Below are 25,812 nucleotides of genomic sequence, written 5' to 3'. Positions count from 1 at the left end.
AGGTGGATTGTTTACTCGCTAATTTTAAAGCGTGATACGTGACGGTTGAGGTCGGCAGAGGTCACGAGCATCGCTTGCGCATTATCACTCACGTCTTGGGTTTGCACTGCAATCTCATTAGAGACTTGATTGATTTCTTGGGTATTACGGCTGATATCACCCGATGCTGCCCGCTGTTGTTCAGCGGCGCTGGCAATATGGATAGCCATATCGGCAATGTCGGTGATCGATTGAGTAATTTTATCTAAGCTTTGTTGAGCTTGTTGTGCTAGCAGCACACTATTGTCGGCAGTTTGGGTGCTTGATACTACCGCTTCGACAGCTTGTTGGCTGGTTTGCTGTAGCGTGGCTATCATGGTTCGAATCTCTTCGGTTGAGTCTTGAGTGCGATGGCTGAGGACTCGCACTTCATCGGCCACCACAGCGAAGCCGCGGCCTTGCTCTCCTGCGCGTGCCGCTTCAATCGCTGCATTAAGTGCAAGTAGGTTGGTTTGCTCGGCCACCGACTGAATGGTTTGCAGAATATGCTCAATGGCGGCAGTATGCTGCTCTAAATTGATAATCACCTCAGAGGTATCATTGAGTTGACTTGAAAGTTGCTCAATAGATTTAGCGCTTTGCTCAATCACTTCACCACCTTCAAGGCAGTATTGTGCTGATTGCTTGGCGGCATTAGCGGTGGATTCAGCGTGACCTGCAACTTCATTGGCGGTGGCTGACATCTGCCGAGTTGCCGTGGCAATTTGGGTGAGCTCATCATGTTGTTTGGCGACGCCAGCATTGGCTTGATTGGCCGTGCTGGCGGTGTGATCTATTTTATCATTGAGCCGCTGGGTATCTTGATTGATGGCTTGCACCATTTTTTGCAATGTTTGCAGAAACAGGTTCATATGCAAAGACAACTGGCCTATCTCATCAGCGCGCTTGACCCTAAATCTATGGGTTAAATCGCCTTTACCCTCTGCAAGCGCTGCCACGGCTACAGTGAGTTCACTGAGTGGCTTAAACATATGATTGATGGCGATACTGGCGAGTAAATTGACAATAATCACCATAATCAGACTCGACAGTAAGATATCCCAGATCTGTTCATCAACCGAGGCAAATGCTAGTTGTTTATCTTGTACTATGCCCAAGGTCCAGTTGGTGCCAGCAATGGGGGTTAACTGCAGAAGTTTTTGTTGACCTGAGTTGCGCCATAGCACTGTCTCTAACTGCTGGGTTTGGCGCATTTGTTGAATATTCTGCGGGCTAAGTTGCCTGTCTAGCTCCGTCGCTGCGCGGTTGAGTAACTGACGGTTTTCATGGGCGAGGATTTTATTGTTGCCGTCAATCAGGAAAGCTGCGCCTTGGTTGTCAATTTGAAGCTGAGCCACGTTTGCAGCAATTTGATCGATCTGTAGATCTGCTCCCATGACGCCTTGGCTTGTTTGGTTGAACGCCTTTGCCAGTGTCACCACGCTACTGCCGGTTTCCACATCAATATAGGGTTCAGTTGTGATCATGGCATGATGTTGTTGTGCCTGGTGGTACCAAGGTCGGCTGCGAGGATCGACATTAACGACTTGATGCCCTTGTTGATTGACGTAGGTGAGGCTGCCATCTTGTCGGCCGACAAATATCGACATAAAGCCGGCTGCATTTAAGGTTTGGGTAAGCTCTGCAATGGTTTCTTTGTCTGATGAAATAGTGGCTTCGTTAGCCTCAAAAATGGCCTGACGCTGCTGTAGCCAATCACTGACATAAAAGCTGGTCGCTCGACTGGTTTCTGTCACATTAGCGCTAATGGCTGCAGCGGTTTCTTGCTGTAACTGAGTGATCGAAATCCAAGCTTGGATGATGCTAGTGATGGCGCAAATGGCCAAGATGGCTAGCTGAATTTTGTGTTTAATGGTTAAAGTCATGGGGCTATTATCAGGTTAATGAACAGCTGCGAGCTGAAGTTAGGGTATTGAGTTTTTCACAGACAAATGAGCGCCAGACTATACAGAATTTGATTGGGGTAAACATGTGCCAATGCTGTTTTTTTGAACTTGAATCGACGCTATTTCCGTGGCGTAACTTAAGCGATAGGTTTTGCTTACAAATGGGCTTCAATTCAGTGTAGCTATTTACGTTTTGTTAGCGTTTGGCAGCAGTTTGCAAGAGAGCTGGTTTGCAAGATAGGTAGCTGGCAAGAGGGGCGGTTAGCAAGAGGTTAGTTGGCAACTGTTCGGTTGCTAAAAGAAGCGGTAGGTAATGGGCTTGGCTGCGAAGGTGGATGATGATGGTAGCGCATGGATCAGTTAGCGCCCATACACCAACAGTGAATGGGCGCTGCGTTGAGCGATTAGATCTTAAATAAACGTAACCGTTGGCTCACTTGCTCTGACGTGGCCAACATCGTTTGGGTACTTTCACTGACACTTTGCGTTTGTGATGCCAGTTCATGGGATACATCACTGATAGCTTGTGTATTGCGGTTGATATCTTCTGATACCGCTCGCTGCTCTTCAGCGGCGCTGGCAATTTGGGTTGCCATATCCGATATTTCTTCAATCGACTGACTAATCTCTTCTAAGCTGGCCTGAGCTTGCGCTGAGTAGTCGACGCTTTGTTGTGCTAAGTCTGTGCTAGCATGCATCGATGCCACGGCTTGTTGACTATTTTGTTGAAGGGTCGCAATCATATTACGTATCTCTTCTGTTGAGTCTTGGGTGCGGTGGCTGAGCACTCTGACTTCATCAGCGACCACCGCAAAGCCTCGACCTTGCTCGCCAGCGCGGGCTGCTTCAATCGCGGCATTGAGTGCGAGTAAGTTTGTTTGCTCAGCAATCGACTGAATGGTAGACAAAATCGTGTGAATCTCAGCGGCATTATTTTCTAAGGTGCTGACTTCTGTCGCTGCTTGTTGCAGTTGCTGAGACAGATGCTGAATCGACTCGTTACTCTGATTGATGATGTTGGTGCCCGCTGCAGAAGCTTCACTGCTATTTTGAGCCGCGTTGGCGGTCATTTCTGCATGGTTAGCCACTTCATTCGCGGTAGCTGACATCTCATGAATAGCCGTGGCTATTTGGTCGACATCTTGGTGCTGCGCACTGATCCCTTGATTTGTCTGCTGGGTCAGCTGAGCTGAGTGCTGGATCTGGGTGATCAAGGCGTGAGTGTCTTCGGTAATATGACTCACCATCTCTTGTAATGATTGCAAGAAGGTGTTCATGTGCTTTTCTAAATCACCAATCTCATCGTTTTTATCAGCGGCAAAGCGTTGGGTTAAATCACCATGGCCTTGGCTGAGCTTTTCAACCGCGTCAGTGAGCTGATGTAAAGGCGCAAACATGCGATTAATACTGAATGTCGCAATCGCCAGAATTAAGCCACCGAGTATCGCAATGGTGATTAGAAGCTGCTGAGTTTGGCTGTTTATCGATTGATAGACCAAAGACTTTTTCTCAACCACGCCAAGTGTCCAACCGGTATCACCCAGTTTAGACAAATGGGCAAGATAGGGCTGGTTATCATTGGCTGAGGTCAAGGTGACGATATTATCTTGCACAACCAAGTTGTTCACTTGGTTAGCCTGTAATTCGGTAAATAACTGCGTAGCAGGTTGCTGTACTAGCTGACTGTTAACTGCAGCAAGTACGCGATTGTCCTGATCTAAGATGAATGCAAAACCCTGATTTTCAATGTTCAAGTTGCTGATTTGCTCGCTGATATAGTTAAGACTGAGATCAGCGGCCACAACGCCTCGTTGCGCACCAGAAAATGACTGTGCCATAGTGACGACAATTTCACCGGTCACATCGCGGTAGGGTTTTGTCAGTGCTAATTCAGTTTGATTAATAGCAAGCCGATACCAAGGGCGTGTTCGTGGATCATAGCCTTCGGGCCACTCCATGGTTTTGTCACCATAGACAATATCGCCGCTTTCTAGACCGGCATACAAGTAGATAAAGCCACCGGCGTGTTGGCTCACGAGCAGTTCACGCTCAACATCTGACGTGCTAGCGATAATAGACTGGTTACTTGTTAGGATTTGCGATTTAGCCGCAAGCCAGCTTTCAATATTGGCGCTGGTACTTTGGGCTAAAGCATCAAAACGTTGGCTAATATGGCTTTCTGTTTCTTCGGCTAAACGAGAAATAGAAAGGTAAGCTTGCACACTGCTAATGACCACAATAACGGCTAACAGGGCTAGCTGAATCTTATGTTTAATGGTGAAACGCATTGAATGTATACTCACGAACAAAGGTTAATATCAATGCATGTTTTCGCTTGTATACGCGGTTCGTTCCCTCATTATTTCATGCCGGCGGAGTATAGCTGTGGCAAAAAACAAATGAAAGCGCGCTAGATCACAAAATAGACAAGTGTGTATAAGGTGGGTTAGTCTGCTTGTTGGTGCTAATTTAGTAAAAACCTATGTAGGTCAAATACATCAGTTGAAAAATGATGTAGTTTATTTTTTCAGCTAAAAAAATTTAATTTGCCCACAAAAAAGCCCACCTTAAGTGGGCTTTTTTCATCAGTAAAAATTAGTCTTCACTGTCACCAAGTGATAATAGCGTTGCGTTACCGCCTATCGCTGTAATGTTGTTAGTGCGGGTTTTCTCAGTGATAAATCGAGTGAGGTAGTGTGGACCGCCAGCTTTAGGGCCTGTACCTGATAAACCTTGGCCGCCAAATGGCTGTACACCTACCACGGCACCAATTTGGTTACGGTTGATGTAGACATTACCCACATTCACTTTATCAGCCACGCTTAATGCATGACCTTCGTTACGGCTATGGATCCCCAAAGTGAGTCCAAAACCGGTGCTGTTGATTTCGTCGATGACTTGCTCAAGTTCCGAGGCTTTATAACGGATCACATGTAGGATAGGTCCGAAGTGCTCTTTTTCTAGGACTTTAATTGAGTCGATTTCGACAGCGGTCGGAGCGACAAAATGGCCATTATCAGTGCCAGCGGGCAGGGCAACCTGCTTTAACAGTTTACCCACCTGCTTAATGTGATCGATGTGTGCATTAAGGTTGGCTTTTGCTGTGGCATCAATAACTGGGCCTACATCGGTTTTCACTAGGCTTGGATCACCAATGCTAAGCTCATCCATCGCACCTTGCATGACATCAAGCACGCGGTCGGCAATATCTTCTTGTAGGAATAACACACGTAAGGCAGAACAACGTTGACCTGCACTGGTAAATGACGATGACACCACATCTTGTACTACCTGCTCAGGTTGTGATGTTGAGTCAACCACCATGGCGTTTTGACCACCGGTTTCAGCAATGAGTGGAATAATAGCGCCTTCGCGTTGTGCTAAGGTCAAGTTAATGCGCTTAGCGGTGCCTGTTGAGCCGGTAAAACATACACCACCGATGCGCTCGTCAGCCGTGATAGCTGCACCCACTGTCGCGCCGGTGCCAGGTAGGAATTGCAGCACGTCTTTTGGAATACCCGCTTCATGAGCCAGTTGCACTGCGCGATATCCCACAATTGAAGTCTGTTCCGCAGGCTTAGCTACAACGGTATTACCCGCTGCCAGAGCAGCAGTGACTTGACCGAGGAAAATAGCAAGTGGGAAGTTCCATGGGCTAATACAAACGAACACACCACGCCCTTGAAGGAACAGCTCATTAAGCTCACCTGTTGGGCCAGGCAATAGTTCAGGTTGTGCCATCATCTTCTTCGCTTCTACGGCGTAGAAACGACAGAAATCAACCGCTTCACGAACCTCATCGATACCATCTTGAAGGCTCTTGCCGGCTTCGCGTGTACAAAGGGCAATTAACTCTTCACGGTTTTCTTCTAGTAGATCTGCTAGCTTTTGTAGCGCATTCGCGCGGGTTTCGACCGGAGTACGACACCAGCTAGCAAACGCCGCATCAGCACTTGCTAGTGCATGCTCGACAGCTTGGTTATTTGCAAATGCAACTTTACCAACAACTTTTGTGGTATCAAATGGGCTAACAACTTCATGGATTTCACCATCTAAGGTTTCGCCATTGACTAGCGGACCTGCTTGCCATTGCGTGTCTTTATACTTTTCTAATGCGGCAAAGAAGGGTTGAGATTCAGATAAGATGTTCATGTTTAGTCCCTTAGAGTTCTTACGCTCCTCACCGAAAATGTCGGCGGGTTGTACAATTTTATTATTGGCTAGGGTTTTGTACTTTCTTAATGTCGTTAGTGGGTGAACCACCAGTGACTCAATGGGGGTTTTAGGGTCAACTAACTTGTGAACAAATGAGGTATTGGCCCCATTTTCAAGTAGGCGACGAACTAAATAGGGTAATAGGTCTTTATGGGCACCAACTGGGGCATAGATACGCACATTGGTCACGCCACTTTCAGCTAAAATCGTGTCGTAAAGCTCTTCACCCATACCATGTAGGCGTTGGAACTCGTAGTTACGATCTCCGGCCATGTTGGTAATGCTGGCAACAGTTTGCGCGTTATGGCTGGCAAACTGAGGGTATATCGCACCGCGGGTTGCATCTGATAACAGGAATCGTGCACAAGCGAGGTAAGAGACATCGGTACCCGCTTTACGGGTATACAGTGGATAGCCACCTTCACCGTTTTCTTGCGACCACTTTAATTCACTATCCCAGTAAGCCCCTTTTACCAAACGTAGCGGGATTTCATCGCCTTGTTCTTTGGCCAGTTTAGTTAACCAGCAAAGCACTGGCAGGGCGCGTTTTGAGTAGGCTTGGACCACGATACCTAACAATCCCCAGCCCTTCGCTGCATCTGATTGATATAGGCGCTTGAACAGCTTCAAAGACAGTTCAAGGCGATCCATCTCTTCAGCATCGATTGATACACCCACATTCAAGCTGCGTGCTTGAGAAATAAGCTTGATTAAGGTGTCATACAATTCGGTTAATGTACGGTCTTCATTGGCGACTTCATAACGAGGGTGCAAGGCAGAAAGCTTGATGGAGATGGTTGGTCTCGGGGCATCATTCTCGTCGTATTCTTGTGCACCTAATGCCGCAATGGCATTGGAATAATCATTGAAGTACTGCTCGGCATCTTTTTTCGTTAGTGCCGCTTCACCTAGCATGTCGTAACTATGGGTGTAGCCTAACTTACGCTTATCGACGCTGTTCTTTAATGCTTCTTGAATGGTGCGTCCAAGCACAAACTGTTTGCCCATGATCTTCATTGCTGCAAGCATTGCTTGACGAATAATAGGCTCACCAACGCGGTTTACTAACCGGTTGAGCAGGCTACTTGGCTTACCGTTGATGCTCTTATCTAAGGTGACGACTTTACCCGTAAGCATTAATCCCCAAGTGGACGCGTTAACAAGCGTTGAATCACTTTGGCTAATATGTTCGTCCCATTTTGCGCCTGATAGTTTATCTTCAATTAGCGCATCAGCGGTGGCTGAATCAGGAATACGAAGTAGGGCTTCGGCTAGACACATTAGGATAATACCTTCTTGTGTCTCTAGGCTGTATTGTTGCAAGAATGCATCAATACCCACCATTAATCCTTTCTTGTCATACTGGCGTACCTTGCCCACTAATTCATGAGCTCTTGCGGTGACGCGGTCAATTTCTTCATCAGTTGAAGGAACGAGTTTAATCAGTTCTGATAAGTATTGCTCTTCATCGACAATATAGTTATCGGTGATGGCTTGAAAGAGCTCATCAAGGCTTGCTGAGTCGTAACGACCAGTTAGAACTTCACTTGCTTTAAACATAGTTATCACTTCCACCTGGACCTATAAAAAGGGACAGTTTTTGCTTGAACAAAATAGATGTCAGATGCTTTGTTAACCGTATTGGTTTTGTTTTTGTATACAATCTTGCACCTTGCGCGCGCCGATTATACATCCAAAATGTGATGAGGAACACCATTGTGAATCGTTATGTGACTTTTGTTTGATCTCATCGGTCCAGAAGGTGACCAAAGTGTGGCTGGATGAGGGATTGCTAAATTAGCAATAAAAAAGCCAGCGTATTAAATGCTGGCTTTTTTAAATAATTATTATGCTGTTTACCAACGATTTTTTTGACGTCGGCGTGGGCGAGGGATATAGGCCAAAATTAAACCAACTAATAAACCTGCACCGGCTATCATGCCGCCTTGCTTCAAGAACTCGAAGCGTTCGTCATTTTTAAGGTTGGCCAATTGGCGAGTGGCACTATCACGTTCATTGCTTGCTTGTTCTAATGCTTGGTTACTTTGTGCCAGCTGCGCTCGTAATTGACTAATTTGCTCAGCATCGCCACTGCTTGCTTGGGTTAATTCATCCAGCTGCGATTTAACAGAGGTTAGCTCTGCTTGTACTTCAGGTAGCTGTACCCGGAAACTTTTTTCACTGCTAATTAAATCAGCAACAACCCAACCTTCGCGCCCTTTGTGGTCAATGATTTTTGCATAGTCACCTTGCTCTTCACCTAAATAAGTGATCGGCTGACCTGCTTCTACACTGCCTAAGATACGGTATTGAGTACCTGGACCACCATGAAGGTAAAGATAAACTTTGTCGGCAATATAACGTGTTTGGCCTTCAGCCAATAAGGATGGGGACAGTAGCATCATTACTACTAAAGCTAAGAGTCTTAACACTTATGAATTCTCGTCAACGAAATATAGCCACATGCTAGGGATTTGAGGTGGCTTTTGCAAGTATTAGATGTGCTTACAGTGGTGCTAAGCAGCGTTTTGCGCGGATAATAAATTGGCAGGGCGAAATATGCTGGACTGGGATAATTCGTCGCTAGCCGCTAAGGTAAGCGGCAAATAAAAAAGGAAGCCATAGGCTTCCTTTTTTGCAGATTTGGTTAGCTTTAACCAAAGATGCCTTTAATCATGAAGAAGAACATGATAGATAAACCAGCACCTGCAGGTAGGGTAATGACCCAAGAAACCACAATATTACGTACTACACCGATATTGATTGCAGCAATACCGCGTGCCATACCAACACCCAGTACCGCACCCACTAAGGTTTGAGTGGTTGAAATAGGTAGACCTGTACCTGAAGCAATAACTACCGTTGATGCAGCAGCAAGTTCAGCAGCAAAACCGCGGCTTGGTGTTAGGTGAGTAATGTTCTTACCGATGGTTTGCATTACGCGCTTACCAAAGATGGCTAGACCCATAACAATACCAACAGCACCTAATGGCAGAATCCACCATGCTAGCGCGGCTTTAGCACCAATAGTACCGCCACTTTCTACTACTGAAACAACCGCAGCTAGTGGACCAATTGCGTTAGCAACATCGTTTGAGCCGTGCGCAAATGCCATACAACATGCGGTGACAACCATTAAGATGGCGAACACTTTCTCAACATTACCAAACTGAGTTTGTTGATCAGCTGCAGCTGGCATCTTAAGGCGCTTAATTGCTACCATACCGCCAATACCGACGAGCACAGCAACAACAGCGGCTAGACCATACGCTTGCGCCGTAGAGAAGTGCAAACCGACATGTTTTAGACCTTTGGTGATAGTCACAAGTGACATCACAAAGCCTGCAAATGCCATGTAAAACGGTACGTAGCGTTTTGCGTTTTCTAGTGGTGAATCAGTATTGAAAATCAACTTCTGGGTGCTTTGGAACAACATAAAAGCAATGAAGCCGGAAATGGCGGGGGTGACAACCCAAGAGCCAACAATACCTAATACTTTACCCCATTCAACGGCTTCAGTACCCACACCTACCGCAGCAAAACCAACAATGGCGCCGATAATAGAGTGAGTGGTAGAAACTGGCCAGCCCAATGCTGAAGCCAATACCAACCAGATACCTGCAGCAAGTAGTGCTGCAATCATGCCGTAGACGAGCAGTTCGGGCGAATCAACAAAATATGCTGAATCAATAATACCCTTACGAATAGTGCTGGTGACTTCGCCACCGGCCAAATATGCACCGGCGAACTCGAAAATCATCGCAATGATGATCGCTTGTTTAATCGTAATAGCATTTGAACCTACTGAGGTTCCCATTGCATTAGCAACGTCGTTCGCGCCAATACCCCATGCCATTAAAAAACCAAATGCGGCCGCAATTGCAATAAGCACGGGGCCGTTGGTGACTAATACATCAACCATGTTGATACCTTGATTACTTGTTGTTTAGACGCGAGCTAGCATCAGCTCTAAGCGGGAACCAACGCGTTCAGCAAGATCTGCTAAATCACCAACCCACTCAATAATCTTGTAAAGGAACATTACATCCACAGGATTTAGCTCACCTTCAATGCTAAACAACTGTCGACGAATCTTGATTTGTAGATCATCGGTGTCCTCTTCAATCTTGTCGAGTTCAGCGATCATCTTTGCGACTAGGTCTACTTCACGACCACGAAAACCTGTTTCTAGAAGGTCATCGAGTTCATTGATTGCTTGTTTTGCCTGTGTCACTGCATCAATACAGCGAGTAAGGTAAGCGATAAATGGATCATGAATAGCTGCAGGGACCTGCAATTGACGGCCAACGATTCGGCCAGAAATGTCTTTCGCCTTGTTAGCGATTTTATCTTGCTGGGTTAATAGCTCCAGTAAGTCAGTTCGTTCAACTGGCATAAACAAACCACCAGGGAGGGTCAGACGAATCTCTCGTTTGAGTTCATCGGCTTCCCGTTCCGCAATGCTAATTTGCTTACGAAGTTGGACAGCTTTATCCCAATCGTTCTTAGCCGTAGCTTCGAAAAATGGAACGAGTATTGATGCACAAGAGTGCACTTTATCTATATGCTCTTGAAGAGGCTTAATTGGCGATTTTGCAAACACGCCCAAAATAGAGTTTACTGGCATTGCCGTGTACCTATTTAGGTTATTCCACTGTTGGAAAATGCGGGCGCATGTTAACCCAAGCGACCGCGTAAAGAAACTGTGTTTTTGTATAAAAACGAGCAGTTTTTATTCTATCGAGTTATATATTAACTTTAAAGCGCAATCCTAATGCTGTTTTATGACAGTAATATTACATTGTGAACTTTAAATTAAATTATAATGAATTATTCATTACAGGCCTTGCCCGGCCACATAACTAAGCGAGTATGAGGCGAATGGAAGCCGAGATTGAACTGAAACTGTTTTTCCCATCTACACAACAACACGCATTAACCACGTTTCTCGATAGCTTACCCCATAGTGAGCACAAAGGGCAGAAACAGTTATTATCTAATTGTTATTATGATAGTGATGATTTGCAGTTACGTCGCTGGGATATGGGACTGCGGATCCGCGGTTGTGATGGAAAGTTTGAGCAAACGATAAAGACTCAAGGTCAAGTCGTTGGTGGTGTCCATAGCCGGCCTGAGTACAATGTGGCGCTAGCCAGTGATCAACTTGATTTGGCGCTTTTCCCAACAGAAATCTGGCCTCAAGGCCTTGATATCGCCGCACTCCAAGCGCAGCTGAAACCGCTATTTAGTACCGATTTTTATCGTAGCAAGTGGCATATCTACATCGAAGATAGCTTAGTTGAAGTGGCAATTGATATGGGGCAAATATCGGTTGATGAGCAGCAAGAGCCAATCTGTGAAATTGAGTTTGAATTGTTGGCGGGTGAGCCCAGTGCTTTATTATCGTTAGGTCAGCAAGTTGCTAAACAAATTCCGGTGCGTCTTGGTCGTGCCAGTAAGGCGCAGCGCGGGTATCGATTAAGTGCCAAGGCAAGTCCTTTGAGTTTAGAAGCGCTGACCTTTATTTCCTTAAAGCCAGAGGCGAATCTTAAACAGACCTTTATCTCCTTGCTGGCAACAGGTATTGAACGTTGGCAAATTCTAGAGAATATGTTGTTAGATGCTTTTGCCAATCCAGAGCAGTTACCGTTATTAAGTTATCGTTTACGGGCTTGTATTCGCCTGTTACGCCGGACGTTAGAGCAGTTTGGTCAAGACCAAGCAAGTTTAACCACATGGTTTGAAGAGATTGAGCAGCACCTTGAGTTTGTTGAGCAAGGATTAAGCTTAGCGGCTATCACCGACAACAATAACAGCTTGATTGCAAAATTACCTGAGGCTGAGTCCATTGCCAAGCAGGTCGAACGCCAAATACAAACGATGGCGATTCCTGAGCAAATAGAGGCGTTATTAAATCATCAGTTTTATGGTCAATTACAATTAGCGTTAGTACAACAGCTATTTGATTATCAAGCTGGAAAAAGGCATTTCAATAACGAGATTCCGTTACGTGATTTTGCTGATGAAATGCAAGAAGCGTCGTGGCAGCGGATCATCAAAATGGTGCCCGCCGAACGAGATTTAAGTAGCCAAGATTACCAAGCATTTGCTCGTGCGTTAGATGAAAGTGTCTTCGTTGGTGTTGCCTATGGTGAGCTTTATGCTGCTAAAGATCGCGATCAATTTAGGGCACCGTGGCAAGATTTGTTGTTGGGGATTCGCTCTCTCGCAGCCTATCGGACGTTGCGAGAACTACAAAAAGATCAGCCGTGGAATATTGAAGATTGGCTGCAAAACAAGCAAGAAAGCTTGCTGTTTGCCATGGAGCACTCACGTCGAAGTGCGCTACAAAACAATCCTTACTGGCGATAATCTCATTTGTAAAGAAGCGATAGGCTAGCCCCTATCGCTTTTCTAAATCATGGACTTTTTTATTAAGCTGTTCAATTTCAGATAGCAGAATTAGCTGGTTTTTTTCCATTCTCATCAATGCCTGTTCAAGCTCAGATTTAATTTCTTTGCTTTGGCTTTCAAGCTTTTCTGACTCGTCAGGGGCAATAAACAGTGATGCCATATAACCGGAAATTACACCGAAAAAGCTGACACCACATACGATCACTAAACCACCAACAAAGTGTCCAGCACCCGTAACGGGATAAAAATCACCATAACCCACAGTAGATATCGTCACTAATGACCACCACAGCGCATCTTCAGCGGTTTGAATGTTAGCGCCTGGTACACCGTTTTCGATAATGAGGATCATAATCGATGACATGGTTAAAATGGTCACTGTGGCAAGCAAAAGGCTGGCCACAGTGGCTTGGCGACGCTGTTTGAGCAAGGGGCCAATGAGAGACTGGGTCATGCGTAACAGGCGAATAATCCGCAGTACCTGAAATATTCGCGCCATCCGCAATGGTTCAATCGCCGGAATGCTGGCAACTAAATCTATCCAGTGGTGTTTGAAGTACAGCTTTTTGTCATCAGCTTGAAATAGCCGAATGAAGAAGTAACTGATAAAGATGGTACATATACAGGCATCGATGATCATCAACAACCGATTGGTTTCACTGTCAAACGAACCGAAACTAATCATCAATACCACGATAACTGAGATCAATGATAATACCATCATTGCTATTTCAAATGGGCTAGGTGCCTCTTCAACGTGAAATAGCCAGCTACGTTTATTTGCCATGATATCCGATACTCCCTGATGCCGCTTAGTCGCTGCTTTTAGCTATTATCATCGCCAAAATGGATCAAGTCGTCCAGTACTCGCTTTTTTATCTCTAACTGTGCATTTGGATCTAAGCCGTATTTTTCAGCCAGTTGCCGATAATCATCTGCATTAAGTGAAACAGTGAGCCTTGGGCGTTTAGGGCGTTTGGTTACGTTCAGGCCCAAGATAGTTCGAATTTGATCTGATGGACTGACCCCAGCATCAAGCGCAGCTTTGCGAATGGAATACTGAAATTTTTCATCTAAATCAAAGGCTACTTGGGTCGCCTTGGCTGCTTTTTGGTTTTGCGCCCATTGCTCGGGCATTGGCGCTTTTTTATTACTCATGGTACTTCCTTGCTATCTGGTCGCTTTTAGCCGAGCTGTTATTATTCGCCTGGCCAAAAGTCACGTATATCGGTCAAGGGGCGATATAAAGTGAGCATCACATCAGTTTCACCGCCTTCGTAGACTTCTACTTCAACCGCACTTTTCTCTTCATCATCTAACAAGAGATATGCTTCAAAGGGTTCGCCTGTTGCCCCATGGCTGTCTTGAGGTGGCTTCATGCCTCGGTAATCTTGGCGGTGGAAGTAGCCAAATTGCGCGAACTGATGTTGGTGATATTGTTTTCCGAGCCACTGCCCATATTGGGACTGAATCTCACCTTCTAGCGGCAAAGTGACTAGCTGGGCAGTGTCATCTTCTTCAAAAATAACACTAAACTCATCGAGGTCAAACAGTTGCTCGACGATGGAACGAGGGATTTTGATTGATAGGCTTAGGTAGCTTTCATCATCTTCATCTAGGCTGAGGAAGATGGTGTCATTGCTGTGTCCTTTTAATACCCACTCACTGCGTTGACTGCGCTGGTATTCATAGGTGTTAATTGCTTCTACACGTAACTGTTGTCCGCGAAGCGCTGGGGGGAGGGCAAAGCTGTCATCGAGCGAGATCATATCGCCAACTTGTAGGTGAGACACATGGTTGAGTTGACGTTTAGGTTGCTCTTTTTTGCCAAAAATACTTTTTAGAAATCCCATAAATCACTCCGAAAATAACGCATTTAACACGAAAGCACCTTTAGGGAGCCCTAAAGGTGCTATTAGGTAACAAACCATCACTTAAAGCGGTGATGCTTACTTACGTGCTTTAAGGCGATCTAGTACGGCATTAGCATTGGTTTTCTGCTCGCCAATACCCGCTTCGGCTAGCTTAGCTTGTAATGACTTGTCACTGTTCTCTTCAGCGAGTGCTTCAGATGCTTGCATACGGTCATCAAACTGTTGCTGACGTGCCTTGATACGCTCTAAAGAGTCTTTAGCATTAAGTAACTTAGAGTTACTGCTAGCAAATGAGTCCGTGATGGTCGCCGTTGCCTTTTGAACACTTTCAGTGGTCTTTACCATGCTTAATTGGCGTTGATAATCTGCCAATTGACGCTCAGTCTTTTTAACTAAATCTTTTAGTCTTGCAGCATGGGCACTGAAACTGTCGTTAGCTGACTGCTGCTCGGCAAGCTCACTGTCAAGCTGAGCGATTTTTTCTGCGACTTCCAGTGCTAAGGCTTCGTTACCTTGCTCTAGCGCTTGAGTGGCATAACCTTCATGCTCAGTGATAGAACGCTTTAGGCGGTCGACTTCACGGCTGGCTTGCATCTCTTTGGCCATGACATCGGTTAATTCACGCTTTGCTTTGGTTAGGTGCTTTTCTGCATCGCGAATTTCTTGTTCGAAGATACGCGTTGAATTAGCATCAACAATGCTTTGACCCACTTCGGTTGCACCGCCGCGAAATGCGGTCAAGATCTTATTTAGAATACCCATAATTTTGGCTCCTTAATATTGAAACTGTTACTGCAAAAAGTCGACGAGTTCGTCAATGACTTCAAGACAGTTATCCGATAGCACCGAGAGTTCTTGTTCAATCTCTTGCATGCTTGAGTGCACTGAAAGCGCACCATAAACCACATATTTATCATCGACTTTAGCGAAAGATGACAATGGCATTGGAATGTTGAGTTCCAACATGGTTTCAAACATTTCCGCACGACGCTCCTGCTTGACTTCATCTTCGCCCCACAGGTAGGAGATGCATAGCACTTGATTGTCAGTCACAGAAACAAATACGGGGATCTCTTCTCGGCCAACCACGTTAACCTGTAATACTTCCACTTCCCCATCAATTGGGTAGCAGTCGAACTGAAAGCCTGTGTGGCTGTTGTCACCAAGATCGTTTAGGTGATTGGCAATAGTGTGAATGTTCATACTTGTCCTCTTTGACATATTATGTCTGCGATTAAAGATAACAGCTCGACATATTATGTCAAGCGCTATTTTTGATCAGAATAACACTAACCTTTCATTTTCTGACCAAGCCTGTTGGTGGTACTGGTACAGCTGAGATGAGCCAATGCGATTTGGCTTTATCTCGTCAATGTGTTGATAGAAATTTTTAGGGAACTCAAAAGATCCATGGATTAACCCAAGAGTGAGCCAGTCATCAACAACTGGCATACGGTTTAATAAGGCTAATCGGCTTTGGGGATCTTTGCCCGATAATGTCGCAATGCTCCAACCCCATTCGCCAAAACTTGGCACGTTGTGGTGATATTGCTGCACATCAAATCCAGCTAATTCCAGTGTTTTTGCTACGGAAATAAACGCCTTGGGTGCATGGTATGGCGAGGTAGACTGTACAGTGACCACCCCATCATTACTGAGCAGTTCTTTTAATTTTAAGTAGAACATGTCCGAGTACAGCTTATTGAGATCCGGGTGACTGGGGTCGGGCAGATCGACAATGATGGCATCGAATTTTTGCTGTTGTTTAATCAGTTCATCCACACCATTAAAGGCATCGTTAAAGATGAGATTGACCCGAGGGTCGTTTAAAGCATCAGCATTTAATGTAAACAGTGCTTGGCGTAAACGACTGGGCACCTCGTTGTCATGCTGTTTGAAAAGTTTGACTAAATCTTCATCTAGGTCCATCAAGGTGACTGATTTAGGTTGCCAGTCGAGCACTTTTTTTAATCCCAGACCATCGCCACCGCCAATAATTAATACGTTGTCGGTTCGTGCACTTGCAGCCAATGTCGGGTGCACTAAAAACGCATGATAAATATGCTCATCTTGACTAGAGAATTGCAGGCGGCCGTTGATATACAAGGAATACACAGGTGGTAAGTCATTACCACGTAGTCTTTCGGTGAACGTTAATTGCTGAAAACGGGTCGATTTACTGTAGACCACATTATCTTTATACAACAGGTTATTGAAGTTTTGCTCCCAACTTGGGCCATGCCAAGCCAGTAATAGCAGCACCGCTGCTGCGATAAAATGGCCAACAAGTAGTATGGGAGCGAAGCGGATCTTTGGCCAGAATCGCCACAGAAATAGCAGGCCGGCGATGAGGTTAAAGCTGGCAGTCAGTGCTGCGGCAAGTTGGATGTCGATGGCCAGCATAAAGCTCACCCAAATGGCTGCACCTATACCGGCACCGATATAATCTGCACCATAAATGGTACCGGCGTTATGCAACAGGTGTTGCTCACTCAGTGATTGTCGAACTCGGGCAATCAGCGGGATCTCCATGCCGATCATCAAACCGAGAATCACGCCCCAAACGTAGGGCAAATATTCACTGAGCTTTTGCAATATACCAATGAACCCGCCACTGGGCAGTTGATCCGGCGGCAGTCCAACCATCTCCGCAACCAATATTGGTAGTTGTTGACCAAAACCGATGACTGCAGCGGTGATTAAAATGGCGAGTGCACCGCATAAAGCGACAGTGAGCTCCAAAATCGCAAAGCCGCTGAATGCACATCGGATTTTTCGTGCCGCAAAGGCCCCTAATCCCATTGAGACAATCATCAGCCCAATCATGGTGTAAATTGCAGCTTCTAGGGCGCCGAGTATTCGTCCGGCGTAATGGGATAGCAGGTACTCATAGATAAGACCGCAGCCTGCTAGGACAGCCATAATGCCTAGCAGTAAAATATCATCAAAGCGACTGATTTTACCTGAGCCAGTGGTAACTGACTCAGGTTGACTTGAGGAGGGCATTTAAAAACCTATGTTGTCAAACAGCCTAGGCCATTAAGCTTGTTAGAATCATAGCAATTGCGACGCTAATCGCTAATTCGACGGTCGCAATACCTATGTTGTGTTGTTGCTCCACCTCTTCAGCTAGATTGATGGCGGCCAAAACCAGCTTCTTGACCACTTTCAGTAGTAAAGACAAGCAAACCAGCATGATGACTGAGAACACCAACCAGCCAAGAATGTTGCTTACATAAGCTTGGGGGACATACACGATAAAGTGACTTGCAGCATTGAAGCTCAAAGCCATGGCGAGCATGTAGCCTGCATGACGAATCGCTAACGCTGTTTGTCCCTGCGCGAGAGCTTTTTGCATTGATGCTTGCTGGTTACGTTTAGCATAGCGAATCTCACGGAGTCGGGTTAATGCCACCATCATCAGTTGTGATACTGCAAAAGCACTGAAAATCGCGATAAAGGTATCTAGGGTTAAATCTTCAGCCCATAGCAATACGGAGCGAATGATAATCGCCGTGGCGATGGCGGCCGCTGCATCGACTAAAGCGACTGAAATATTGCCTTTAATAATAAGGGCATTTTTATCTATTTCGTTTAGGGCAATTTTGTCATGCAGATAGCGCCCCAGCTTGATTAATACCAAACCGAAAAGCCCGTATGCGCTCATCCCGATTGCTTCAACAAGAAATGACTCGGCAGCTTCACCGGTAATTGCGCCGGTTAATACGATACCTAAGGCTGCTACTGCACCTGCTGTACTGATACCGAAAGCAAAGTTGTCTTTTTCGGCAAGCTCTATACGGCTATCCACCTTTACTGACCAGCCTTGCAGATAGCGCATTGCCGCGAGCAGTGCGATGGCGATGGTTAAATCTATGATTAAGATAATGGCGAGGTCAAAGCTCAGGCCTTCATAACTGTTCAAAAATGTCATTGTCATTTCCTACCTATTTTCCTCGACGCACGCCGCGTGTAGTGCGACTGCTAGAATTTCTTAAATTGCTATTTTTGGCATAGTTCGAGCGGAACTTAGTATTTTTTGCCGCACCAGCACTGCTGGCTTTAGGCACGCTGGCACTTTGGCGAGATAAGCTCGTGGAGCCTGAGCGTGACTTGGCATAAGGGCTATCAAATCGTTTACCTTGGCGGCTAAACTGTTTTTGAGTGCGCTCAAACGTCGCGTTCTGACTGCGAGCTTGTTTGGGGGAGGTATAACGATAGCGTCCGACATCATTGTAATAGCTATAATTACGGCCACTTGACCACCTGTCGTAATACACAGGGCCGCGAACTAAGTTGGAAAACATCGAATACATGCCGTACCAAGCCCAAAAAGACATGCCATTTGAACCTGTTTGCCATTCTCCATAAGAGGGATTACCAACTAGTTGACTGCCGGCACCAAAGTCCTCTGCGCCGTTGGCTAATACCGCAGCTTCTCGGCTAATAGAGTTGACCCTGGCGAGTGCGCCTTGGGACATGTCCGCAACGACATTAACAGGGTCAGAAAGCATGTCGTTAAACAAACTCGGGTCGGCTGCTTGGTAGAGGTTTTCCGCTTCCGCCAGTTGCTGATCGAGATCGACAAAATTACTGCTGACACTTAACTCGTTCAATCGACGCTGAAGCGATTGATAGAGCGGACCTGCGGAGGTTGAGTCTTTTGCCAATTCGTTTAATAGTGGCGTTAATTCACTATTTTGTTTCGCGACGATATCGCTGTATTGACTGAGCAAGTTTGCATTGCGAATTTGACCGTTATCGAGCATATTGCCGAGGTCATCAATTCGTTGTTTTGCTAAGCCTTGGTATTGGCTGATTTTTTCTGGCCTATCGTCACCGCAACCGACTAAGGTAAGCAACAACGTCAAGGTGAGAACACGCATTAGCATTACTGCCATGTTTTCTCCCAATTTGTTTCAGATGTCAGGCAATAATTCATAAGTTGCCCTTAAATTTCATACACAATACATAGTCTGCTTAAGGTATAGTAACCTCACATAGGTGTGAAGCAATAACCCTTTTTAACCAATCATCTGCTGCAAGGCGATCTTGCACTCAGATATTTACACTTTGATTGCATTTACATCATATCTATATCATTTATGACATATTATGTCGGCAGATAAAACTGTTAGGGAATATTTTTACCATGGAGCATCATAGTCAGTCGGGTCTTTCTCCTCTTATCTGTGAACGAGCAGATGAACACCTCCAACGCCTGATTGCTAGGTGGCCTGAAATCAGCCAGCTGTCTGATGAACAACATCAAGAGCTGTATAAGGTTATCGGCCTCAGTGACTTTATTGCCGAGCAGCTCACCCGTCATCCAGAGTGGATTTTGCCTTTGTTTCAAGGCCTGTTAGTTGATCTTGATAGAAAAACCTTTGATGGCGAACTACAAGCCTTGCTGGCCAATTTACAAGATGAGGAGCAGGCGAAGTCAGTTTTGCGCCAATATCGCAATCGGCAAATGGTGACTATCGCATGGCGCGATTTTATCGGCTACGCACCGTTAAATGAATGTTTAGTGGATTTATCGACTTTAGCTGAAGCCTTGATTATTTCAGCTAGAGACTGGTTATATCATTTGATGTCTCAACAATTGGGCACACCCTGTGATGAACAAGGCAATCCACAGCCATTAATGATATTGGGCATGGGTAAGTTGGGCGGACGTGAACTTAACTTTTCATCTGATATTGATCTCATATTTACGTTTCCTGAGCATGGTGAAACCCAAGGAGGGCGGAGGCCAATAGAAAACCAGCAGTTCTTTATTCGTATGGGACAAAGGCTGGTGAATATGTTGCATCAAGTGACGGTTGACGGTTTTGTTTTTCGGGTCGATATGCGCCTGCGCCCCTACGGTGAAAGTGGTCCATTAGTGGTTAGCTTTAGTGGTTTAGAAGATTACTATCAAGAGCAAGGGCGGGACTGGGAACGCTATGCCATGGTGAAAGCCCGCGCGCTAGGGCCGTGGACCCATTATAGTGACGAATTACACGGGATGTTACGCCCGTTTGTTTATCGCCGTTACTTAGATTTCTCAGCCATTGAATCCCTACGTAAAATGAAACTACTCATTTCGCAAGAAGTGAGACGTCGCCAATTAACAGACAACATTAAGTTGGGCGCTGGTGGTATACGAGAAGTTGAATTCGTGGTGCAGAGTTTTCAATTGATTCGAGGCGGGCGAGAGCCGGCATTACGCCAACAATCTCTGTTTGCAGCGATTGATACCTTATATCAACTGGGGCAACTAGAATATCGGGCAGTGGATGAGTTAAAGAAAAGCTATCAACTGCTGCGTCGAGTGGAAAACCTGCTGCAAGCGATAGCTGATCAGCAAACGCAAACCTTACCCTGTGATGCGCTCAATTGGCAACGGCTTTGTTACGCATTAGACATGGCCTCTGAAGCCGAGCTTAGGGCTAATGTTGAAGCGGCGATGAATAAAATCCATGGTCACTTTAAAGATACCGTTGGCGGTCAAGATGCCGATGATGTGGATGACATATGGACGCAGCAACTGTGGAATATTCAACAAGATGACCATGCACAAGCAGTTTTGCTTGAACATGGGGTCGATGATGACGCATTTTGGCCAGCATTAAAGCAGTGGTGGCAAACGGTGATAAAACGCTCAATTGGACCTCGTGGCCGACAAACCTTAGATAAGCTAATGCCGTGGCTATTAAATGAAATTGTTGGCTTTGAATTACCCTCCAAAGCCTTCGAGCCCGTATCTAAAGTGCTAGACCAGATCCTCACTCGAACAACCTACCTAGAGCTGTTGTATGAAAACCCCGGCGCGAGACAACAACTGGTCAGCTTGTGTATGGCCAGCCCGTGGATTGCTGAGCAGCTGGCTAAGTTTCCTATGTTGCTCGATGAGCTTATTGATCCGGTGCAGTTATACGATACGACGGCGTTGGATGATTATGGCAGTGAACTGAGACAATACCTTTTGCGGGTGCCAGAAGATGATATGGAACAGCAGATGGAGGCCTTGCGTCAGTTTAAGTTATCGCAGCAGTTGAAAATTGCAGCGGCTGATGTCACCGGGGTATTACCTGTGATGCAAGTCAGTGACCACTTAACCTTGTTAGCTGAAGCGATTATTGAACAGGTGATCTTACAAGCTTGGCAACAAGTGAGTGCTCGCCATGGTGTGCCGCCGCATTTAACGGGGTCAGATATGGGCTTTGCTGTGATCGGCTACGGTAAAGCGGGCGGAATAGAGCTTGGCTATGGATCTGACTTAGATTTGGTGTTTCTTCATGATTACAATCGCACTAAATACCCAGACAGTTTGCATACTAACGGCGACAGAGAAATAGAAATTGGGCATTTCTATCTAAAACTTGCGCAGCGAATTTTGCATTTATTTTCCACTCGAACCTCTTCGGGAGAGTTATATGAGGTCGATATGCGGCTGCGACCTTCCGGTGCCTCAGGTTTATTAGTGAGTGAAATTGAAAACTTTGGCGACTATCAAGCAAATGAAGCTTGGACATGGGAGCATCAGGCTTTAGTGCGCGCCCGCTTTATGTTTGGTGATGCTGACTTGTCAGTGCGTTTCAATGAACTGCGCTCGCAAGTGTTATGTGCTAGCAGAGAAAAATCGCAATTAGCTGTCGCTGTAAGAGATATGCGTGTCAAAATGCGTGATCATTTGCTGAAAGTTGAACAAGATGAGTTTGACTTAAAGCAGAGTCCAGGCGGTATTGCTGATATTGAGTTTATCGCTCAATACCTGGTATTAGCCAATGCTTCAGAGCATAAAGAACTGACCATGTGGTCTGATAATGTCAGAATATTTGAGTCGTTAGCTGAATTGGAGTTACTTAGTTACGTTGAAGCAAAACAATTGACCGATGCCTATTGTTATCTGCGAGATGAAAGCCATCGTCTGACGCTACAACAAAAACCGACAAGGGTTCCACAAAACCAAGTTATAGAGCACTCACAACAAGTGGTTTCCATTTATGCTTCGGCCATAGAATCACAGTGTTGATATGAGCTTTGGTGGATAAACAGGTGTCAAATGGCCGTTAAAATGCACTGCAAATTGCGAAACTAGCTAGCAGTGCATAAGTAACTTATTGATATTGCAGGTTAGGTAAAATATGGCCTAGTTAATGCAGCTGAACTATTCAATGCGACAAGCTTTGGAGGCTGCTATGGCTAAGCTCGGTAATCAACCCACTTTTACAATCAATAAGTCAATCACAATACCTTGTGAGGCGATGGTTTTTAGCTTGGTTAAGCATTTGCAGCAGGCTCGTCAATCAAGACCTATTCCCGCAGTGATGAATTCAAAACACGATAAAAACAGCGCTAAACCGCGTTTACCTGTGGCATGGCTACTATTACTCGTAAGCCTGTTCATCGTTAATGATTGCCAAGCTGATGCGGAAAAGGTTTCAGGAATCTCAGCTTCGCCATGGTCTATTAGTTTTGATGATATGACCATTGGTGGATATCACTCGTTTAACGCTTTTGAAACACAGCAACGGGCCTTGAGTTATCTGCCTCCAAGTTTATATCAGGGATGGGGAGCAAAAATGGCCTATCGCTATCAAGTTGATGAGATTGAACTTCAATGGGGGGTAGGTGTATTCCAATGGCAGCACAACATGACAATGAAAGCGGATCAACATATGAATAATGGCACAGCCCCCTATCTCTCGCTAGGGATGCAATTTGCCCCATCAGCCACTCAAGCGTTGAGCCTGCAATTTCAACATATTGAGATTGAAAATACCGCCTTTCAGCAAATGGGAGTATCTTTTAAATTATTGTTTTAAAATGGAGATACAACTTGTATCACTATTTAAGAAGATGGGGATTTCATCTTTATAGTGTTGCAGCTATAGTGTGGATATTAGGGCTATCAGCGGAAAATTAACATGAGCGCGGTATCTGGTCACATAGTCAACGAAGCACGTCCTTCTGTGTCGATTGGTATTACTCCTACAATAACAAATGAGCAAGGCGGTGCTTCAACAACTCAACCTGCTATTAGTAAGGTCTCTGTTGAAGTGACTTTATCACAGGCAGGAAAAGCATTAAGCGAGCAAGCAAGCTCAGAACCTAAAGACGTTAAACCTTTAGAAACTAAACCCAGTGAAGAGTTGGTGAAAAATAACTGTGAATGTAAGTCTGCTCAGTCTGAGGATAAACAAACAGTTGAAAAAGAAGCGGTAGATAAAGACGCAGAAGCTGAAGCCGACGATAGTTATGGCATTGGCAAATATATTAAAGCCGCAGCGGGAATAGGCAGTATTATCGCATTATTCGCGTAAGCTTGGTTTATACAAGAAAGGGCGCCTTGAAGGTGCCCTTTTTAATGTGTGATGAGCTGCTTTATTCTAATAAAACCTGTTGGCTGTAAACTGACTTTTAAGGTGAGCAATAGCGCCAACGTCACCGAGATAGTCAGCATAGTAAAAATGGCCACCATGATGATTAACTGATATTTCACCGCAATAATAGGGTCGGTTCCACCAAGAATTTGTCCGGTCATCATGCCGGGTAAGGTAACGAGTCCTGTGGTTGCCATCGATGCTAAAATAGGCGCTTGCGACTGTTGCAATGCTGACTGTATAAACGGCCATGCTGCTTGTTTAGGCGTTGCCCCTAACACTAAGGCGGACTCGTAATCACTACGCTTTTCACTAAACGCGGTGAATAAGCGCTGCAAAGCAACAATATTGCCACTTAAACAATTACCTAATAGCATGCCAGCTAAAGGGATAAGGTATTGGGCGCTGTAAACCGGATCAGGTTGCAATAATACCATGAGCAACAGTCCCATTAAGGGCAAAGTTGCAATCAGAAGTGCCGCGGTAATAGGAAAAAAAAGCACCTTTTTAGGCAGTTTTGCACCGCCTAAGATTGCACTTGCTCCCACCATGAGCATGATGGCTAACCAGGCTAAATTGAGCCATAGGCTATTGAGCTCAAATAACAAACCTAGGTAGACACCTACCAGCATAAGTTGCACAGTCATTCGCAATGTAGCGATACTGATTTCTTTACCTAGTTTGAGTTCGAAGCGGAAATTGATCAGCGCGGGAATCGCTAAAATCAGCATAAAACAGCCGACTGCATACCAGCTGATATCTATCGTCGCCTGCATGATGAGCACCGTTTGAATACTTTGCGCTAAGTGTATCTCGTTTCGCTATCTCGGGGCAGTCCTGTGGCGAGAAAATTTCAGCATTATACTCACGGGAATATTTGGTTGTCGCTGTGCTTTATTTTAACAGTAACCAGCAGCATGTAGTTTCAATAGTGAGTTGATGGGCAAGATAAAACACTGCTCTGTATGAGCAGTGTTTTAAGTGTCTATATTTGTGTTAATACAAATAAGAAATTAAAAAATTAGCCTAACGAGAATAGGCAAGCAGTAGCTGACTGCGGTTCTTAACTTTGGTTTTTTTGTAGATGTTCTGCAGGTGCATTTTGATGGTATTAATCGATACACTTAAACGTTCAGCTACCTCGTTATTACTCAGCCCCATGCAAACTAAAGAAAGCACTTCTTGTTCTTTCTTTGTAGTTAGTTTAAATAAAGATAAATATTCAGTTGAGGCAACTGGGCGTTGCTGGCTCAAAATGTATCGGGACAGGGCTTCATTACTAAAGGATAAATTACCTTCTAAAGTCTGTTTTATCACTTTCAACATGATGTAAGTGGGTTGCTTGCTATCGCAAGCACCAGTAAAGCCCTGATTAAGAAGGGCTAACTCATCATTCAGGGTTAGGTTGTGACATATCGCAATATGCTTGCCGCTGTTAAAAAGCTTGCGATCCAAATTGATCATCGCAAGCGGAATATCATTAATAAAGTGTATTAATATTTTTTTCTTGCTCGAAGAGTGAGCCCATGCAAATTCTGCATCTTGATCTGTATTTAGCGCGAGATCTAATAGTCCAGCACAACTATTTAACAATTGAAGATTGATCGGGTCATCACTAAGTGTGAATAATTCACCTTGGTACATTTCATATCCTTATGACATCTTAGTATGCGCATATTGTTACTCCAGATAGGATTTATTGTAATGTTATTATCCTTTAGGGCGGTATTTTAGTGATCGTGAATTATAAATCAATAGTTATTGTTTAATAAATATTCTATTTGACTATGTTATCTTGTTTGAATTTTATTTTGTTATGAATGATAGCGCTTTCAATTGGCAAAGCTGTATTAAAGGGTGTGTTATAGAGCTGTTTATACTCTAAGGTGTGTTTTTCAATATTTTATACAAACTATAGGGTTTATTATCTTTAAACGTGATTGGTTATTTAGTGTAAATTATTTAAGTTGTTGTTTTTTATGTTTTTTGTGTTTTGGTTTTAATACTTTTTCA

General features: G+C 44.9%; 20 protein-coding genes. 4 read left to right on the top strand and 16 right to left on the bottom strand.

The annotated features are described in order from the left end of the window. Nucleotides 1-11: 11 nt before the first annotated feature. The 6 genes from ACHUFW_RS12120 to ACHUFW_RS12095 form a co-directional block, all read right to left on the bottom strand. Entirely contained in the window at nucleotides 12-1,904 is a 1,893-nt protein-coding gene (locus ACHUFW_RS12120) for a methyl-accepting chemotaxis protein (RefSeq protein ID WP_394203375.1), read from the bottom strand. A gap of 425 nt (nucleotides 1,905-2,329) precedes the next feature. Beyond that, the gene (locus ACHUFW_RS12115; RefSeq protein WP_394203373.1) at nucleotides 2,330-4,213 is read right to left on the bottom strand and encodes a methyl-accepting chemotaxis protein; all 1,884 of its coding nucleotides are present in this window, start codon (nucleotides 4,211-4,213) and stop codon (nucleotides 2,330-2,332) included. Between the two features lie 307 nt (nucleotides 4,214-4,520). Beyond that, nucleotides 4,521-7,700: a bifunctional proline dehydrogenase/L-glutamate gamma-semialdehyde dehydrogenase PutA gene (putA, locus tag ACHUFW_RS12110; RefSeq protein ID WP_394203371.1), complete on the bottom strand. Its 3,180-nt coding sequence runs from the start codon at nucleotides 7,698-7,700 to the stop codon at nucleotides 4,521-4,523. A 296-nt stretch (nucleotides 7,701-7,996) separates the two neighbouring features. Next, nucleotides 7,997-8,572 carry a TIGR04211 family SH3 domain-containing protein gene (locus ACHUFW_RS12105; RefSeq protein ID WP_394203369.1) on the bottom strand — a complete coding sequence of 192 codons (576 nt, stop codon included), beginning with the start codon at nucleotides 8,570-8,572 and terminating at the stop codon, nucleotides 7,997-7,999. A 221-nt stretch (nucleotides 8,573-8,793) separates the two neighbouring features. Next, complete coding sequence (locus tag ACHUFW_RS12100; protein ID WP_394203367.1) at nucleotides 8,794-10,062, bottom strand: inorganic phosphate transporter; 1,269 nt, start codon at nucleotides 10,060-10,062, stop codon at nucleotides 8,794-8,796. A 24-nt stretch (nucleotides 10,063-10,086) separates the two neighbouring features. Further along, nucleotides 10,087-10,767: a TIGR00153 family protein gene (locus ACHUFW_RS12095; protein WP_394203366.1), complete on the bottom strand. Its 681-nt coding sequence runs from the start codon at nucleotides 10,765-10,767 to the stop codon at nucleotides 10,087-10,089. Nucleotides 10,768-11,021: 254 nt separating this feature from the next. Here ACHUFW_RS12095 and ACHUFW_RS12090 point away from each other — a divergent pair, with 254 nt between their 5' ends. Then, complete coding sequence (locus ACHUFW_RS12090; protein WP_394203364.1) at nucleotides 11,022-12,512, top strand: CYTH domain-containing protein; 1,491 nt, start codon at nucleotides 11,022-11,024, stop codon at nucleotides 12,510-12,512. A 31-nt stretch (nucleotides 12,513-12,543) separates the two neighbouring features. Here ACHUFW_RS12090 and ACHUFW_RS12085 read toward each other — a convergent pair whose 3' ends face one another. The 8 genes from ACHUFW_RS12085 to ACHUFW_RS12050 form a co-directional block, all read right to left on the bottom strand. Further along, nucleotides 12,544-13,341, bottom strand: coding sequence for an ion transporter (locus ACHUFW_RS12085; RefSeq protein WP_394203363.1), 798 nt, complete (start codon nucleotides 13,339-13,341; stop codon nucleotides 12,544-12,546). A gap of 38 nt (nucleotides 13,342-13,379) precedes the next feature. Beyond that, a complete protein-coding gene (locus ACHUFW_RS12080; RefSeq protein ID WP_394203362.1) occupies nucleotides 13,380-13,712 on the bottom strand; it encodes a hypothetical protein in 333 nt (110 codons plus the stop codon). 41 nt (nucleotides 13,713-13,753) lie between these two features. Next, nucleotides 13,754-14,407: a hypothetical protein gene (locus ACHUFW_RS12075; protein ID WP_394203360.1), complete on the bottom strand. Its 654-nt coding sequence runs from the start codon at nucleotides 14,405-14,407 to the stop codon at nucleotides 13,754-13,756. A gap of 96 nt (nucleotides 14,408-14,503) precedes the next feature. Then, nucleotides 14,504-15,190, bottom strand: coding sequence for a PspA/IM30 family protein (locus ACHUFW_RS12070; protein WP_394203358.1), 687 nt, complete (start codon nucleotides 15,188-15,190; stop codon nucleotides 14,504-14,506). A gap of 27 nt (nucleotides 15,191-15,217) precedes the next feature. Further along, nucleotides 15,218-15,631, bottom strand: a complete 414-nt coding sequence (locus ACHUFW_RS12065) for a YjfI family protein (RefSeq protein WP_179025622.1) — start codon at nucleotides 15,629-15,631, stop codon at nucleotides 15,218-15,220. Nucleotides 15,632-15,706: 75 nt separating this feature from the next. Next, nucleotides 15,707-17,434, bottom strand: a complete 1,728-nt coding sequence (locus tag ACHUFW_RS12060) for a polyamine aminopropyltransferase (RefSeq protein ID WP_394203356.1) — start codon at nucleotides 17,432-17,434, stop codon at nucleotides 15,707-15,709. Nucleotides 17,435-17,459: 25 nt separating this feature from the next. After that, nucleotides 17,460-18,362, bottom strand: coding sequence for a DUF350 domain-containing protein (locus ACHUFW_RS12055; RefSeq protein ID WP_394203354.1), 903 nt, complete (start codon nucleotides 18,360-18,362; stop codon nucleotides 17,460-17,462). A gap of 13 nt (nucleotides 18,363-18,375) precedes the next feature. Beyond that, nucleotides 18,376-19,329, bottom strand: coding sequence for a hypothetical protein (locus ACHUFW_RS12050; RefSeq protein WP_394203352.1), 954 nt, complete (start codon nucleotides 19,327-19,329; stop codon nucleotides 18,376-18,378). A gap of 251 nt (nucleotides 19,330-19,580) precedes the next feature. Between ACHUFW_RS12050 and glnE the strand changes: the two genes are divergently transcribed. The 3 genes from glnE to ACHUFW_RS12035 all read left to right on the top strand — a co-directional run bounded on the left by glnE (nucleotide 19,581) and on the right by ACHUFW_RS12035 (nucleotide 23,739). Beyond that, a complete protein-coding gene (gene glnE / locus ACHUFW_RS12045; protein ID WP_394203350.1) occupies nucleotides 19,581-22,448 on the top strand; it encodes a bifunctional [glutamate--ammonia ligase]-adenylyl-L-tyrosine phosphorylase/[glutamate--ammonia-ligase] adenylyltransferase in 2,868 nt (955 codons plus the stop codon). 166 nt (nucleotides 22,449-22,614) lie between these two features. Then, the gene (locus ACHUFW_RS12040) at nucleotides 22,615-23,241 is read left to right on the top strand and encodes a hypothetical protein (RefSeq protein WP_394203348.1); all 627 of its coding nucleotides are present in this window, start codon (nucleotides 22,615-22,617) and stop codon (nucleotides 23,239-23,241) included. Nucleotides 23,242-23,343: 102 nt separating this feature from the next. Beyond that, entirely contained in the window at nucleotides 23,344-23,739 is a 396-nt protein-coding gene (locus tag ACHUFW_RS12035) for a hypothetical protein (protein WP_394203346.1), read from the top strand. A gap of 41 nt (nucleotides 23,740-23,780) precedes the next feature. Here ACHUFW_RS12035 and ACHUFW_RS12030 read toward each other — a convergent pair whose 3' ends face one another. Next, nucleotides 23,781-24,575, bottom strand: a complete 795-nt coding sequence (locus ACHUFW_RS12030) for an ABC transporter permease (RefSeq protein WP_394203344.1) — start codon at nucleotides 24,573-24,575, stop codon at nucleotides 23,781-23,783. 250 nt (nucleotides 24,576-24,825) lie between these two features. Beyond that, complete coding sequence (locus ACHUFW_RS12025) at nucleotides 24,826-25,443, bottom strand: response regulator transcription factor (RefSeq protein WP_394203342.1); 618 nt, start codon at nucleotides 25,441-25,443, stop codon at nucleotides 24,826-24,828. Between the last annotated feature and the right edge of the window lie 369 nt (nucleotides 25,444-25,812).

This window comes from Shewanella waksmanii (assembly GCF_043643685.1).
Taxonomy (GTDB): domain Bacteria; phylum Pseudomonadota; class Gammaproteobacteria; order Enterobacterales; family Shewanellaceae; genus Shewanella; species Shewanella waksmanii_A.
The sequence above is the reverse complement of the archived record's forward strand: the minus strand, read 5'-3'. Positions and strand labels throughout refer to the sequence as shown.

Excerpts from the sequence above, each read along its gene's own strand:
- ACHUFW_RS12040 (WP_394203348.1), top strand. The coding sequence starts at position 22,615 with ATGGCTAAGCTCGGTAATCAACCCACTTTTACAATCAATAAGTCAATC.
- ACHUFW_RS12030 (WP_394203344.1), bottom strand. The coding sequence starts at position 24,575 with ATGCAGGCGACGATAGATATCAGCTGGTATGCAGTCGGCTGTTTTATG.
- ACHUFW_RS12065 (WP_179025622.1), bottom strand. The coding sequence starts at position 15,631 with ATGAACATTCACACTATTGCCAATCACCTAAACGATCTTGGTGACAAC.
- ACHUFW_RS12120 (WP_394203375.1), bottom strand. The coding sequence starts at position 1,904 with ATGACTTTAACCATTAAACACAAAATTCAGCTAGCCATCTTGGCCATT.
- ACHUFW_RS12070 (WP_394203358.1), bottom strand. The coding sequence starts at position 15,190 with ATGGGTATTCTAAATAAGATCTTGACCGCATTTCGCGGCGGTGCAACC.
- ACHUFW_RS12035 (WP_394203346.1), top strand. The coding sequence starts at position 23,344 with ATGAGCGCGGTATCTGGTCACATAGTCAACGAAGCACGTCCTTCTGTG.
- ACHUFW_RS12080 (WP_394203362.1), bottom strand. The coding sequence starts at position 13,712 with ATGAGTAATAAAAAAGCGCCAATGCCCGAGCAATGGGCGCAAAACCAA.
- ACHUFW_RS12115 (WP_394203373.1), bottom strand. The coding sequence starts at position 4,213 with ATGCGTTTCACCATTAAACATAAGATTCAGCTAGCCCTGTTAGCCGTT.
- putA (WP_394203371.1), bottom strand. The coding sequence starts at position 7,700 with ATGTTTAAAGCAAGTGAAGTTCTAACTGGTCGTTACGACTCAGCAAGC.
- ACHUFW_RS12095 (WP_394203366.1), bottom strand. The coding sequence starts at position 10,767 with ATGCCAGTAAACTCTATTTTGGGCGTGTTTGCAAAATCGCCAATTAAG.
- ACHUFW_RS12075 (WP_394203360.1), bottom strand. The coding sequence starts at position 14,407 with ATGGGATTTCTAAAAAGTATTTTTGGCAAAAAAGAGCAACCTAAACGT.
- ACHUFW_RS12050 (WP_394203352.1), bottom strand. The coding sequence starts at position 19,329 with ATGGCAGTAATGCTAATGCGTGTTCTCACCTTGACGTTGTTGCTTACC.
- ACHUFW_RS12085 (WP_394203363.1), bottom strand. The coding sequence starts at position 13,341 with ATGGCAAATAAACGTAGCTGGCTATTTCACGTTGAAGAGGCACCTAGC.
- ACHUFW_RS12090 (WP_394203364.1), top strand. The coding sequence starts at position 11,022 with ATGGAAGCCGAGATTGAACTGAAACTGTTTTTCCCATCTACACAACAA.
- ACHUFW_RS12100 (WP_394203367.1), bottom strand. The coding sequence starts at position 10,062 with ATGGTTGATGTATTAGTCACCAACGGCCCCGTGCTTATTGCAATTGCG.
- glnE (WP_394203350.1), top strand. The coding sequence starts at position 19,581 with ATGGAGCATCATAGTCAGTCGGGTCTTTCTCCTCTTATCTGTGAACGA.
- ACHUFW_RS12055 (WP_394203354.1), bottom strand. The coding sequence starts at position 18,362 with ATGACATTTTTGAACAGTTATGAAGGCCTGAGCTTTGACCTCGCCATT.
- ACHUFW_RS12060 (WP_394203356.1), bottom strand. The coding sequence starts at position 17,434 with ATGCCCTCCTCAAGTCAACCTGAGTCAGTTACCACTGGCTCAGGTAAA.
- ACHUFW_RS12025 (WP_394203342.1), bottom strand. The coding sequence starts at position 25,443 with ATGTACCAAGGTGAATTATTCACACTTAGTGATGACCCGATCAATCTT.